The sequence below is a fragment of the Nitrobacter sp. MLSD-S21 genome (genome assembly GCF_058809865.1).
The window spans coordinates 18448-31231 of the sequence record NZ_JBXASZ010000001.1 but is presented as its reverse complement, the minus strand read 5'-3'; the positions used below and the strand labels follow the sequence as shown (position 1 = coordinate 31231).

Annotated in this window: 10 protein-coding genes; 6 read left to right on the top strand and 4 right to left on the bottom strand. The window is 58.4% G+C overall.

The annotated features are described in order from the left end of the window. Positions 1-210 precede the first annotated feature (210 nt). Positions 211-1068: a L,D-transpeptidase gene (locus AC1RT6_RS00140; protein WP_079448153.1), complete on the top strand. Its 858-nt coding sequence runs from the start codon at positions 211-213 to the stop codon at positions 1066-1068. Between the two features lie 238 nt (positions 1069-1306). On the opposite strand, the gene AC1RT6_RS00135 is transcribed toward AC1RT6_RS00140, so the two are convergent. Further along, entirely contained in the window at positions 1307-1432 is a 126-nt protein-coding gene (locus tag AC1RT6_RS00135; RefSeq protein ID WP_274533977.1) for a hypothetical protein, read from the bottom strand. Positions 1433-1996: 564 nt separating this feature from the next. Beyond that, positions 1997-3136 (bottom strand): PepSY-associated TM helix domain-containing protein, encoded by a 1140-nt coding sequence (locus tag AC1RT6_RS00130; protein ID WP_079448147.1) that lies wholly within the window; start codon positions 3134-3136, stop codon positions 1997-1999. Between the two features lie 604 nt (positions 3137-3740). On the opposite strand from AC1RT6_RS00130, the gene AC1RT6_RS00125 reads away from it, so the two are divergent. Continuing rightward, the gene (locus tag AC1RT6_RS00125; RefSeq protein ID WP_079448148.1) at positions 3741-4202 is read left to right on the top strand and encodes a hypothetical protein; all 462 of its coding nucleotides are present in this window, start codon (positions 3741-3743) and stop codon (positions 4200-4202) included. An 89-nt stretch (positions 4203-4291) separates the two neighbouring features. Here the strand turns inward: AC1RT6_RS00125 and AC1RT6_RS00120 are convergent, their stop codons facing one another. Both AC1RT6_RS00120 and AC1RT6_RS00115 read right to left on the bottom strand, forming a co-directional pair. Then, the gene (locus tag AC1RT6_RS00120; protein WP_079448149.1) at positions 4292-4978 is read right to left on the bottom strand and encodes a Fe2+-dependent dioxygenase; all 687 of its coding nucleotides are present in this window, start codon (positions 4976-4978) and stop codon (positions 4292-4294) included. 78 nt (positions 4979-5056) lie between these two features. Further along, a complete protein-coding gene (locus tag AC1RT6_RS00115) occupies positions 5057-7480 on the bottom strand; it encodes a TonB-dependent receptor (protein WP_139372934.1) in 2424 nt (807 codons plus the stop codon). A gap of 486 nt (positions 7481-7966) precedes the next feature. On the opposite strand from AC1RT6_RS00115, the gene exbB reads away from it, so the two are divergent. Genes exbB through secA form a run of 4 tightly spaced genes read left to right on the top strand, consistent with a single transcriptional unit; the run spans position 7967 to position 12614 of the window. Continuing rightward, positions 7967-8986, top strand: a complete 1020-nt coding sequence (gene exbB, locus AC1RT6_RS00110) for a tonB-system energizer ExbB (RefSeq protein WP_472790291.1) — start codon at positions 7967-7969, stop codon at positions 8984-8986. Between the two features lie 51 nt (positions 8987-9037). Beyond that, the gene (gene exbD / locus AC1RT6_RS00105; RefSeq protein ID WP_079448154.1) at positions 9038-9445 is read left to right on the top strand and encodes a TonB system transport protein ExbD; all 408 of its coding nucleotides are present in this window, start codon (positions 9038-9040) and stop codon (positions 9443-9445) included. Next, positions 9442-10197, top strand: coding sequence for an energy transducer TonB family protein (locus AC1RT6_RS00100; RefSeq protein WP_079448150.1), 756 nt, complete (start codon positions 9442-9444; stop codon positions 10195-10197). The genes exbD and AC1RT6_RS00100 overlap by 4 nt, the downstream gene beginning before the upstream one ends. After that, positions 10194-12614, top strand: a complete 2421-nt coding sequence (secA, locus tag AC1RT6_RS00095) for a preprotein translocase subunit SecA (protein ID WP_079448151.1) — start codon at positions 10194-10196, stop codon at positions 12612-12614. Before AC1RT6_RS00100 ends, secA begins: the two co-directional genes overlap by 4 nt. Positions 12615-12784: the final 170 nt, after the last annotated feature.

The following is a 12784-nucleotide window of genomic DNA, read 5'->3' as shown; positions in this document are numbered from 1 at the left end:
TCTCCTGCCTCCTCGGCCACGCACCGTGTTCTTCACGGTCGCCGATCGCGGTGAAGCGGGTTAGCCCGCTTACCGTAACTAGAGGCTGATTTTGGTTTGCCAAACGAGCATTAACGACGCCTGACGATCTCCGGCCCAAGCGGAATCGCTTCAAAGTTTATTATAATTTGCTGAGATACTTCTTCCGAGAAAATGGATCTGGGAAGAAATATGGGTAAGCGGGCCAAACGTGGAAAGACAGAGTCGATAACACTTCCGGTCGCAGGAAGAGTTGCAGTCGGCGTCGTGGCCGCTGCCGCATTGGGGTACATTTTGCTGTCTCGCCCTGCGGGGGTCGAACCAGTACGGAGGCCATCCGCGCGCTTAGTCCAGGTACCGTCGCCCCCAGCTCACGTATCAACTTCAATTCGTGTAGCGTCAACTCAAGCTGCAATCCCTGCCCCCGCGCCTCGGGTCGAAACACCAAAAGCCGCTGACGCTCCCGGTAGACTTGTTCGGCAGGTGGTTGACTACGTCAGCCACCAGACGCCAGGCACAGTCATCATCGATACAGGAAACACATTTCTTTATCTCGTTTTGAACGACGGGCAAGCGATGCGCTACGGTATCGGTGTTGGCCGCAAAGGTTTTACATGGTCCGGCGAGCAAGCTGTGGCCCGCAAAACAGAATGGCCGGATTGGCGTCCACCTGCAGAGATGCTGTCTCGCCAGCCTTATCTGCCGCGATTTATGGCAGGCGGTCCCGGCAATCCACTCGGCGCTCGGGCGATGTATCTAGGCGAGACCGAATATAGGATTCACGGCACCAACAAGCCCGATACGATTGGGAAGCGGGTTTCGTCCGGCTGTATCCGGCTGACCAATGAGGACGTCATGGACCTTTATGAGCGGGTGAAGGTCGGAGCGAAAGTGATCGTGCTTCCGGTAACCGCTGCTCAACGACCATCGCAGGGAAACCCGGCCGACGCCGCCTTCCGATCGCCGGACCCGGCATTGCCATCGAACCGGCTCCCGGCAACCGACGCGCAGGGGCCGTCATCTCGACCGAAGATGGCCAAGGCTCAGTAACTTACGTGTAGCCCATGTTCCTATCCGAGAGCCGAATGGGTGATGCGGAAACTAAAATAGTCGTCGACAGACCTGGAGCGCCTTCAGGACCTACTGGCGAGATCGCCATGACAAGGATCATGGCCTCGACCAGTTTGCTTCTCAGCAAAGTGGTCGCATCCCATTTGGTCGCAGCGGGCGTGGATGGCGACGTAAGAGGCGAAGACAACGCCAGCGGTCAGGCGCCAGCGTGGATCCACTACAATTCTGAAGGATCATCCGGCCTTAGATAAGGGCCATAGAGCACGTCCTGCCGCCACTCATAGAGCTTCACAACAACAGCACCCATCGCAACTACAACAAAAAATAGGGCTACCTCGAACATCGTCGATCTCCAATCGTGCGACACACTTCGATCGACGCGATGGATTGGTCAACGACATCTAGGGGGTAGTGTTAATATGCACCGCGGACGAGCATCGAGCCGTCGCGTTCAGTTCCAGATTTAACCCGAGGCCGCAACATCAAGCTTAATGCGCGAGTTTCATTGCGCGGAGACTGAAAGCCACAGCGCCGATATGTCCCGCAGCTCGCGCCATCTGCGACGGGTGATGACTCTCCCCAGCAAGAAAAAGAGCCAGCCTTGTCAGCCCCAGACCAGACTCAAGTCAAAGCTCGACGCGTATTACGTGCCTGGGGTTAAGCGGTGAAGGCCTGATTTACCACAGACACTTCTTCGGGAGACAGACCGGCCCTTAATCCAGTAAAAAGTTGCGATTGCTACCGGCACAGCGAGCGCCAACCACGAGATCGCGTCCGAAAGACCATTGCCAAAAAGAGCAAACGTCAGCCCTGCTGTGGTGACAGCGGCTATAAGGACAGGCACACGGAAGACTTCCCAAACCGTTCTGTGGACGACTTTTTGCCGGGGAATGTGGATTTGAGCCATTCAATACTCACGCTTCGGATCAACCATCCGAGGTATGCTGCGAGAGGCGCGATCGATCCCAAAGGATCGCTTTTTAATTGCCCATAAGTAAAGGCCGCTCAACAGGATGATGATCGTAATAATATCGAAAAGCGCCCAGATGATTTTTAGAGGCAACTCCCCATAGTCTCCAAAATGAAGCGGACGTGAAACCTGCAATACCTTGAGATACCAAGGAACCTGCGGTGCAATCATGTTTGACGCGTCGTTTGCATCGACCAGAATGGGTTCACGCATCCGAGCCGTGAATGGCGTGCTGCCCTTGGTCCCCACGATGAGGTGTTGCGGGCTTCCGAAACGGCCAGAGGTCGGCATGATGACCTGCGTGATGATCCGGTCCGGGAATTTCTCTTGTACGTTATCAACGACTGCTTGAATGGACGGAATTCGCGCAACCGGCTTTCCTACATAGGAAGCAAGCAGGGTTGGCAAGTACTGAGCACGCCAGAGGTCGGACAACGGACTCGCAAGTGTGTTGATTGTGCCCGTCAGCCCCACAACCAGTGCCCAGGTTACGGTCACGATACCCAGAAGATTGTGCCCATCCAGCCACTTCACACGAGACGATGTGTAGCGAATCGAGCCGAAATCCAGCCGCCTCATGAACGGCCAGTAAACGACAATGCCCGACACGATAGAGACCACGAAAACAAGACCTATCACGCCGAGAAAAAGCTCGCCGGGCAGACCGACGAACATATCTCTGTGAATCCGCAATATGATGTTCATGACGTCCAGATGCGGCACCTCATCTCCCAGTACTTCAACGGTCCGCGCATCGAACGTCGTGCGACGGAACATGCCCGGGAGTGGAACTGCAGTGGGCGATGTCGCAACACTCACTACCGGTTCAGTCTGACTTGGCTGCATGAAAAGGATGAATTGGCCGGGGTATAGTTTTTGGGCAGCCTCAACTACACGATCCAACGATGCCCGAGGGGTATTCGCTGCCATCGGGGGCGCGGATATTTCCTCTTCGAATAGCTCATCAATCTCATGATGAAAGATCAGCGGCAACCCGGTCACGCATAGCATCAGCAAAAACAACATGCTGACGAGCGATGTCCACGTATGGATGCGAGACCATATTTTGATCGTCATTTGTGCATCAGAAGTTGGATGTGGCCGACAGTAAGTTAAGCCCAAGGAGTTGCAAGCGCGATAGCCCCGCTATGCGCTGACGTCCAGTAAGCCTGGTTTCCGACATTCTACCATGCCCCGGACAATAATCGGTTTTCCGTTCCAAGGCGAGGCAAAGGTGTATCGCGATCTCGTCTGCTATTGGAAGCTCTACAAATGTAGGTGCAAAAAACTGAGGCTTCGTCATGTTCCAGTGAGCGACATCTGTCGCTCTTATCGCGCGAGCCTCTCCTGGAGACCGGTATCTGAAAACCGTGGTTGATCAGCCGGACGTCGGATACACAATGATGCTGGCGCGAGCGTGCTCAGACAAAGACCCATCTACTCAGTCAAGGTACGGATACGCGTACTGCCCATCGCCTTCCCTTTGACCCTAAATATTACGTGACGAACGGTGATGAAGGGGCCTGCCAAAGCCTGAGGGACCGACGTCACGGTTCCAACCCTTAGGGTTACGCCAGCGCAGAGTGGAAGCCGGTTTTGAACAAGATCATACTCGATCAAAGACCAGGTTAGAGGTGCAGCGCGATTGAATCAAACATCCACCAATACGAGGAGATTGCCCGTGCTCACGCCGGTTAAGGATGATCTCTCCGTCCAGCAGGATTCGTCGCCGCGTCAGCGAGATTACAACCGGCGCCGCTTCCTCGCATTGCTACGCGACGAGGTCGCGATCCTGCGCACACTCGGCATGGATCATCGGCGCATCGCCGTGCAGCTCGATATCGAAGAGCACGACGTGCGAGCGTTTTGCCCGAAGCCACGCGAGAAAGACCCGCGCCGCAACCTGCCGCGTCGCGCCGTGGAAGCGCTGCTTCATGGCCGTCACGCCTCGATCGGCGGCAGGACTGTCGCCAAGCGCAGCCGCCATCTCGCCGTGATTGCCGCCGCCTACACCTGGGACGAGTTGTTGTCCGAGCCGGGCGTCGGATCCGTCACCGCAAACCAGATCCGCCTCTGGCTCGAAGAGCGTGGCGGGATGTTGCGTTACGGGACAGCAGACCCTCAGTCGAACAATACCGACTGATCGCTATTGTTGCGTGATGCATCAGCTTCAGCGTTCACGGCCGTTTCAGCAATCTTTGTCTCGCCGCGCTCGGGCCATGCACGTTGGATTCAGGTCTGCGCCCATTGTCGCAGCAGGTTGTGATAAAGTGAGGTCAACGACACCACGGTCGGATGCTCGGGGTGGTCAGCGTTGAGACGAATGATCGACATATCCAGATCGAACATCATGGCGCGTCGCGACGCCTCGCTGATCATGCTTTCGGTCCAGAAGAACGACGCGACACGTGAGCCCCGGGTCACCTTGGTGACATGGTGGACGCTGGTGCCAGGATACACGATCATGTCGCCGGCCGGCAGCTTCACGGAATGGGTACCGTAGGTGTCCTCGATGACCAGCTCGCCTCCGTCGTATTCCTCCGGAGACGAAAGAAACAGCGTCGACGAGACGTCAGTCCGCACACGCATTCCTGTGCCAGGAACCATACGGATGGCGTTGTCGACGTGCGAGCCGAAATTCATCTCGCCGTCAGCATCGTAGCGGTTGAACAGCGGCGGAAAGATCGTCTTCGGAAGCACCGCGGACACAAACAGCGGATTGCGGTTGAGGGCCGCCAGTACAATGTCACCGAGCTCGCGGGCTTCCGGCGTTCCCTCCGGCAATTGCAGATTGCGCTTAACCTGCGCCGATTGATGCCCGGCCGTAATCCGCCCGTCCACCCATTCGGCACGCGCCATCACATCTCGGCAATGTTGCACCTGCTCCGGCGTCAAGACATTCGGAACTCGCACTAGCACCGGGGCGCTCCTTGAGATAAAGAGCCGGCGCCTTACGACGCCGGCTCCGATATCGTTATCCTCGACCTACCGTAAAAGTTATTTGCTCACGTAACGCTCGGCCTTCACCGGATAATCCGGTGCGACCGGCGGCGGCGGCACGAAGCTATAGCGGTAAGTCAACATCGCGGTCCGCCCGGCGGCCGGAACGGCGTGACCCTGGTAATACTGGGCGTAGTACAGCTCATCCGTCAGGTTGTAGATGTTGAGCTGCAGCATCGAGTCCTTCGTGAGCTTATAGCTCGTCATCAGATCGAGCTTCCAGTAGTTGGGCACGTAGTTTGTGTTCTGGACATTGGCGAAGGTTTGCGCCGCATAAACGGCACCGCCACCGACAGTCCACAGTGGCGTCAGTTCGTAAGTGGTCCACAGCGTAAAGTTATGCGGTGGCGTCTGGGGAAGCTGGTTGCCCAACTGCGCAAGATCGGTCGTATTGAGGATCTTGGAGTCGAGATAGCTGTAGCCCGCGAACACGCCCCACTTATCGGTGAGCTTGCCCGCGGCGCCCACTTCCACACCATCCACGCGCGCCACACCGCCGAGCACCAGCGCCGCATTCGTGGCCGGATCGATCGGAATGCGCATGTTGGTTTTCTCGATACGGAACACCGCACCGCTCAACGTCAACTTGCCGTGTAGAAGATCGACCTTGGTGCCGACTTCCATCGTCGTGTTGCGCTCGGGAGCTAGCCTGGAGTTCGCCGCGTTGTTGCCGGCGTCGCTCAGCACGTCGAACTCCGCCGCCGGATTATTCGACACGCCATAGGCAGCGTAGACCATTGCATTATGGGTCGGATGAAAGACACCGCCGACGCGCCAGGCGACCATCTGGTCGGCCCGACTGAGCTGCTGGCTCGCGGGCGGTACCGCCGCGAGATTGGTATAGGTCGTTCGGAAATCGTCGTAGCGGATCGATCCGAGCAATTCGAAGTACTCGTTGATCTTAACCTGATCGAAGCCATAAACCGCGTAGTCCGTCGAGATAGTGTAGTTCGGCAAGAGGAAACCGTTGTTCGGTCCACCATAGGTCGTATCGACCGGAGCAAAGGCGCTGGTCCGGCACGCCGGATCGGTTGGCAAGCAGTAATTGGCACGTATCTGAGCGCGGGTTTGCTGCGAGGCTAAAGCACCCAGCGTGAAGGTATGCTCCAAGCTGCCGGTGTGAAACTTGCCGGTCAGATCGGTCTGATTGATGAACAGCGTGTTATCGGTCAACGTCTCGAAGTGTTGACGCCCGATCGTCATCAGTTCGACCGGATAGCCCGGCGGCGGCGGCGCTATCGCAGGCCCAGCTGCTGGCTGAGGTACCACGAAAGTGCTATTCGCATCACCAAGGCTACGCGGTGGGGTCGGCCGCGCCATGCGGTCGACACTGACGTATCGGGTCGAGTTCGAAATCTTCAAGCCGTCGTCGAAATCATGTTCGAACCGGGCTGTCGCGATGTGGGTATTAGTGACCTGACGGTCGGCCAGAGGGCCACCAGCCACGCCGTAAAAATTTTGGCGGGGAACCGGTATCGGCGGTGTCGCCGTGCCATTGCCGAAATAGCCAGGGTTGGTCCTCGCGCCGGTCACCGAACTGTAAACCGGCGGCGGCAGATATGGATGACCGTAATCCGGCACGCCATCCTCGCCTTGATAAACATAGCTGAAGATTGCGCGGGTATCCGGCGTAAACTCCGCTTTGAGCGACGGCGCGACACCCCAGCGCCTTGCGAAAATGTGATTTCGGTCCTGGACAGGAATGTCCTGATACATCGCAGCAATGCGGCCGGACAAATTCCCCTGTGTCCCATTGGCATCGACATCGGCGCGATAACCGCCGCTGCTGACGCCGCTGACGGTGCTATTCACGAAGGTGGTCGCTTGCGGCACCTTCGAGACGGTGTTGATCGCGGCGCCAGTCGAACCACGACCGAAGGCAAATCCCGACGGCCCTTTGTAAACTTCGACGCGATCACTGCTGAACATGTCGCGCGTGTACCAGCCCGGATCGAGAAGGCCGTCGCGGTACATGTCGCCGCGTGCCGCGAAGCCGCGCACAATCGGCGTATCCCCCTGATTGCCGCCTTCGCCGGCGCCGAAGGTGATGCCCGGCACCGTTCGCAGCGCATCTTCCATGGTGAGAACCCGCTGCTCCTGGATCACCTGCTGCGTCACCACGTTGACGGTTTGCGGAGTATTGGAGAGCGGCACCGGAAGACGGGCCATTCCTGCCTGCGCAGGCGCCTGATAGCCAGTGACGCCATGCGCGTCGCCGAGCATGGGATTGACCTGAACGTTGCTCGACGTGGCAGCGGCAACTGGCGCTGGGGCAACGTGTGCAGGCGCGTGATGTGTGGTTCTTTTCTTGGCTTGCCGCTTTGGCGCCGTGACACGAACCTGCGGAAGATCTTCTCCGCTGGGCGCTGGCTGAGCATCGGCGAAATCGGGGATCAACATGACCGCGGCAACGCCGATCATTGCTCTCCCCCATCCAACTACCGACGTATCCTCTGTTTGTCTGTCAACACTGCTTGTACCACCCGTATGATCTGCCGATGAAATAACCATTGCCCCCAATTCCTCGATTGCCGACCCCTACGGAAACAGAAACAGTATCCGCGACGGCGGTCCGTCATTAGCTTTAGACATTGTCGTTGAGCAATATATCTGAGGCACAATTTGAAGCCTTTTATAGAAGTTCTAACGCCGTCCATCTGCGTATCCCAAACGAAATCAACCCGCGCGAGTAAACAGCGTCTCCTCGCTGCGTCTCTTAAAGAGATTCTAAAAATGTTTGCCGGTTTGCCTGTTTGATTTGGAAAGTCCAGACGCTAGACCACTCGCCAGATGCCTGCGCACTCGTTCTTGGCCCGCTCGGATGGCCCAGACCGGTGCATGATTGTAGAGTTTTTCACCATGAAGCTGTCTTTGAATGTCTCACATACAATGGTGAGAAACGACCGAATGCGGATCGCAAAGGCTTCAGCGGTCGGGCTTGCAAGCCTCTTGATGTTGGTGATGTTGGCGGTTGGACCGCACCCCGCTTACGCTCAGTCATTATCGCGGCCCGGCTCGCACGACGCCGTTTCTTCTGGCCAAAATCCTTCGCTAGGCGTGCAATCAACGCCTGCGGCACCGCAGACGACACAACTTAATTCCCAGCAACCCACGTCGCAGGCCGTACCTGACGCAAAAACGTCTCCCGCCGAGCAATCGGCTGCGCCGGCGACGCCGTCAGTCGAACATCAAACGCCGCCGGCGACCGAACTAGTCGAGGTCTCCGAATCGATCCTGCCGCATGAACTGACGCCTATAGGCATGTTCATGGCGGCCGACTCCATTGTGAAAGCGGTGATGATCGGTCTGGCGCTCGCTTCTGTCGTGACCTGGTCGGTATGGCTTGCCAAGACAATTGAGTTGCTCAGCGCGCGAAGCAGACTTGTGCGCGACCTTCATAGGGTGGAAGACGTTCGCTCACTCGATGAGGCGAGCAAGATATTGCAGCAGTCCGGCAGTGATATAGCCATCCTTACCAAGGCCGCGCGCGTTGAGATTCATCGTTCGCAGGACGCCATGAACCATGACGGGGTCAAGGAACGAGTCGCTTCGCTGTTCAGCCGCATTGAGGCGGCCGCGTCACGGCGCATGACCCGCGGGACCAGCATTCTGGCCACTATCGGATCGACCGCGCCGTTTGTCGGGCTTTTCGGCACCGTCTGGGGCATCATGAATGCCTTCATCGGCATTTCGAAGACGCAAACCACCAACCTCGCCGTCGTCGCGCCTGGCATCGCCGAGGCTTTGCTGGCGACAGCCATGGGGCTTGTCGCGGCGATTCCGGCGGTGATGATCTACAACATGTTTTCGCGCTCCATCACCGGCTATCGCGGCTTACTCGGAGACGGCTCGGCGGAGCTGATGCGCATGGTGAGCAGAGATCTCAATCGTGCGGAGATGATACCTCATCGGATAGCTGCGGAGTAAGGAGTAACACCCGTGGGCGTTTCGCTTCAGTCGGCATCGTCCGAGGACGAGATGACGCAGGTCAGCGACATCAACGTGACGCCGTTCATCGACGTCATTCTCGTGCTATTGATTATTTTCATGATTGCCGCGCCGTTGGCGACCGTCGACATCCCTGTCGACCTGCCGGCATCGACGGCGGTGCGCCAGCCACGTCCGGAAAAGCCGATCTTCATTACGCTCAAGGCCGACCGTACGCTGGCGGTCGGGGAGACGCCGCTCTCGCGTATGGCGCTAGCTGCCTCGCTGGCCTCGCTGACATCGTCGGATCACAGCAAGCGTCTGTTCGTTCGCGCTGACAAGACCGTTCCCTATGGCGAGGTGATGTCGCTGATGAACGATTTGCGGTCTGCAGGGTATCTGAAGATCGCCCTGGTCGGGCTTGAGTCCGCGAGCGGAGCCGGGGAAACCGCGCAATGAGCATGTCGCGCCTTTACAGCCACGTTACGCGGAAAGAAATGCTGCGCTGGGGCACCTGCTTCGTTGCAATGTTGTCGCTACATGGCGCGGTCGCGGCCGCGCTGCTCATGACTCCGGCCGAAGGAGATACATTCGATACCGTCACGGCAATCGAAGTCGATTTTACGACTGAGTCATTCCGCGACGCCGAGGCCCGAGACGTCGCACCGGGCGAAGAGCAAATGCAGACCGACGAGGCTCCTCCGCCTCAGGAGAAGGCCGAAGTCAAGACCGAGAAGGAGCCGGAGCCCGAACCGCCGCTTCCGCAGGTAGCCGAACCGGATGTTGCGCTGGAGACCCCTCCTGAGCAGAAGAAACAGGAGGAGGAGAAAAAAGAAGAGAAAGAAAAGACTCCGAACGCAACGCCACCGGTGGTCGCCTCGTCCGTCACGACGGCGCCAACCGCCGCGGCTGCACGTAAGGCGCCACTCGTGAGCTGGAAACGGAAGCTGGCCCTTCACCTTCAGCGCAATAAGCGATACCCGCGGGATGCCCAGGCCCACCATGAAACCGGAACAGCGCGGGTGTTCTTCATCGTTGACCGCAATGGTCACGTTATTTCCAGCCAAATCGCGAAAGGCAGCGGTTCTGCAGCTCTCGATCGTGAAACGCTCGAACTCCTGCAACGCGCGCAGCCCTTGCCTCAGCCTCCGAACGACGTCGGCGGTACTCAGTTTGCTTTTACGATGCCGATTCTTTTTGAGTTTCAATGATCCCACGCCTGGCAAGGCGCGCGCTTAGTTTCGGCACTCGTCGGAAACTGACACAATACGAAACGACAGCCGACCGGATCCTTGCCCAGGAATCGGATTGTCGACGATTATCTTCCGGCGGGCTGCTTGATCGCGTTGCCGAACTGCGCCGGCGGGTGCAGGCCGGCTCGGCCATCGATGGGATCAAGCAAGAGGCTTTCGCGCTGGCTCGCGAAGCTGCGTGGCGTGCGCTGAGCGAGCACCCTGTTCCGGTGCAGATCATCGGCGCTCTCGCCCTTCATGACGGTCATCTCGCTGAGATGAAGACCGGTGAAGGCAAGACGCTAACCGCCGCGCTCGTCTGCGCGCTCAATGCTTTGACGGGCCGGGGCGTTCACGTCGCCACGCCGAACGACTATCTGGCTGAACGCGACGCCGCCTGGATGCGGCCGTTCTACGACTTGCTCGGACTCAGCACCGGCGTCATCACGCAGGAGATGGACGACGACAGCCGGCGCGAAGCCTATCGTTGCGATATTACCTATGGCATCGCCAGCGAGTTCGGTTTCGACTATCTGCGCGACAACCTGAAATTTTCGGCCGCGGAAACTGTGCAGCGCGGCCATGCATTCGCATTGGTTGACGAGGCCGACGCTACCCTGATCGACGAGGCCAGCATGCCCTTGGCGCTGTTTGGGCCGCTTGGCGATCACTCCGGCTTTTATCACGCGATCGATGCCGAGGTCGCCTCGTTGCAGCCCTCGCACTACGAGATAGATCATCGTCGGCGCGTCGCGCTGACCGAGGCGGGATACAGTGAGATCGAATTGCGGCTGCAGCAACAAAGATTGCTGAAGGCTTCGACGACGCTGCATGACATTGCGTCGATCTCGCTGCTCCACCACGTCATGCAGTCGCTGCGGGCTCATGTGATGCTCGCGCGCGACCGCGACTATGTGGTTGAGAACGGCAGCGTGACCATTGTCGATCGGCTGACGGGCCGACCGATGCCAGGGCGGCGCTATGATGAAGGGCTGCATCAGGCCCTCGAAGCCAAGGAAGGTTGCGCCATCGGAGAGGAAACACGTACGCTCGCCTCGATCACGTTCCAGACCTATTTCCAGCGCTACGCCAAGCTATCTGGCATGACCGGCACAGCAAAAGCGGATACAGAAGAATACCGAGATATCTACGGCCTCGACGTGATTTCAATCCCGACACACCGACCGATGATCCGTGTCGACGAAACCGTGCTGCACTCCACCGCCGCCGGTAAGTTTCAAGCGATCCTGCGGGAGTTGGAAGACGCCGCCGCGCGCGGTCAGCCCGTGCTGATCGGCGTTCCATCAATCGAACGATCGGAAGCATTGGCAGCGATGCTTGAAGCCAACGGCTGGCGGCAGCAAAACGCACCAGCTCAGAATCCAGGTTCAAGCCGCACCTTCTCCGTCCTTAACGCCAAGCATCACGCCCGCGAAGCCCAGATCATCGCTGAAGCCGGCGCTCCGGGCGCGGTGACGATCGCCACCGCAATGGCCGGCCGGGGCACGGATATACGGCTTGGCGGCGAACACGCCGATGCGCTAACACGCGCCAGGGTGATTGCCGCAGGCGGGCTGCTGGTTATCGGCACCACCCATCACGATCACGGGCGGATGGATGAACAATTGCGCGGTCGTGCCGGAAGGCAAGGCGATCCGGGGCGATCGGTTATTCACGCCTCGCTTCAAGACGAGTTTCTGCGGACTGCTGCGATCAACGCGCCACCAACACTGTTAACAGAACAAGCCGCCACGATCGCGCCTTCGGTTGCGACCCTCCTGATCGAGGCGGCGCAGAAGCGGCATGAAATGCGCAGTTTCGATCGCCGCCTTGGACTCCTGCGTTTCGACACAATCATTCAACGCCAGCGCGACAACGTTTTCGATTTGCGGCAAAGCATCCGCGATGGAAGCGACACGCTCATGTTGGTAAAGCGCCTGCGTCATGAGACGGTCGACGACCTGATAAATCGTTTCGCCACGCCAACCGCTCCATGGGACATTGCCGGGCTGGATCACGCCATCCGGTCCGTCCTGACTCTTGCCATTGATATCAGACCTCCATCGAGCGATCCCAAAGCCGACGCAAAGGTCCTCACCCAGCTCATCACTGCGGCGGCCGATCGCTGGATCGACGGCAAGATAGCCAGCATGGGTGAGACGATGTTTATTGATATCCTTCGCCGGCTGATGATGGCGCTAATCGATCACCTCTGGTCAGAGCAATCGGAACGCCTCGACCATCTCAAGCGCAGGATCGGCGACCGCGGGCTTCCGCCGCACAAGGTCGTTGCGGAATTTCAGCTTGAAGCATTCGCACTATTCGAACGAATGATCGTCGATTTCCGTCGCGACGTGACGGCCTATTCCATGCGCGTCGGTATACTTCCGTCGTGAGAAGCCCCCGCCCCTCATCAAACGTCCATCCATAAGCTCTCGCCAAAGTCCTTCACTTTGCCAAAGGTCGCGGAGCGGATGTATTGCCCGTCAATCGCGTTTACCGGCCTCCAAGAACTTCTTGGACCAGCCGTAGCACATTGGAGCGACGATCCCCTCGCGTCAACAAA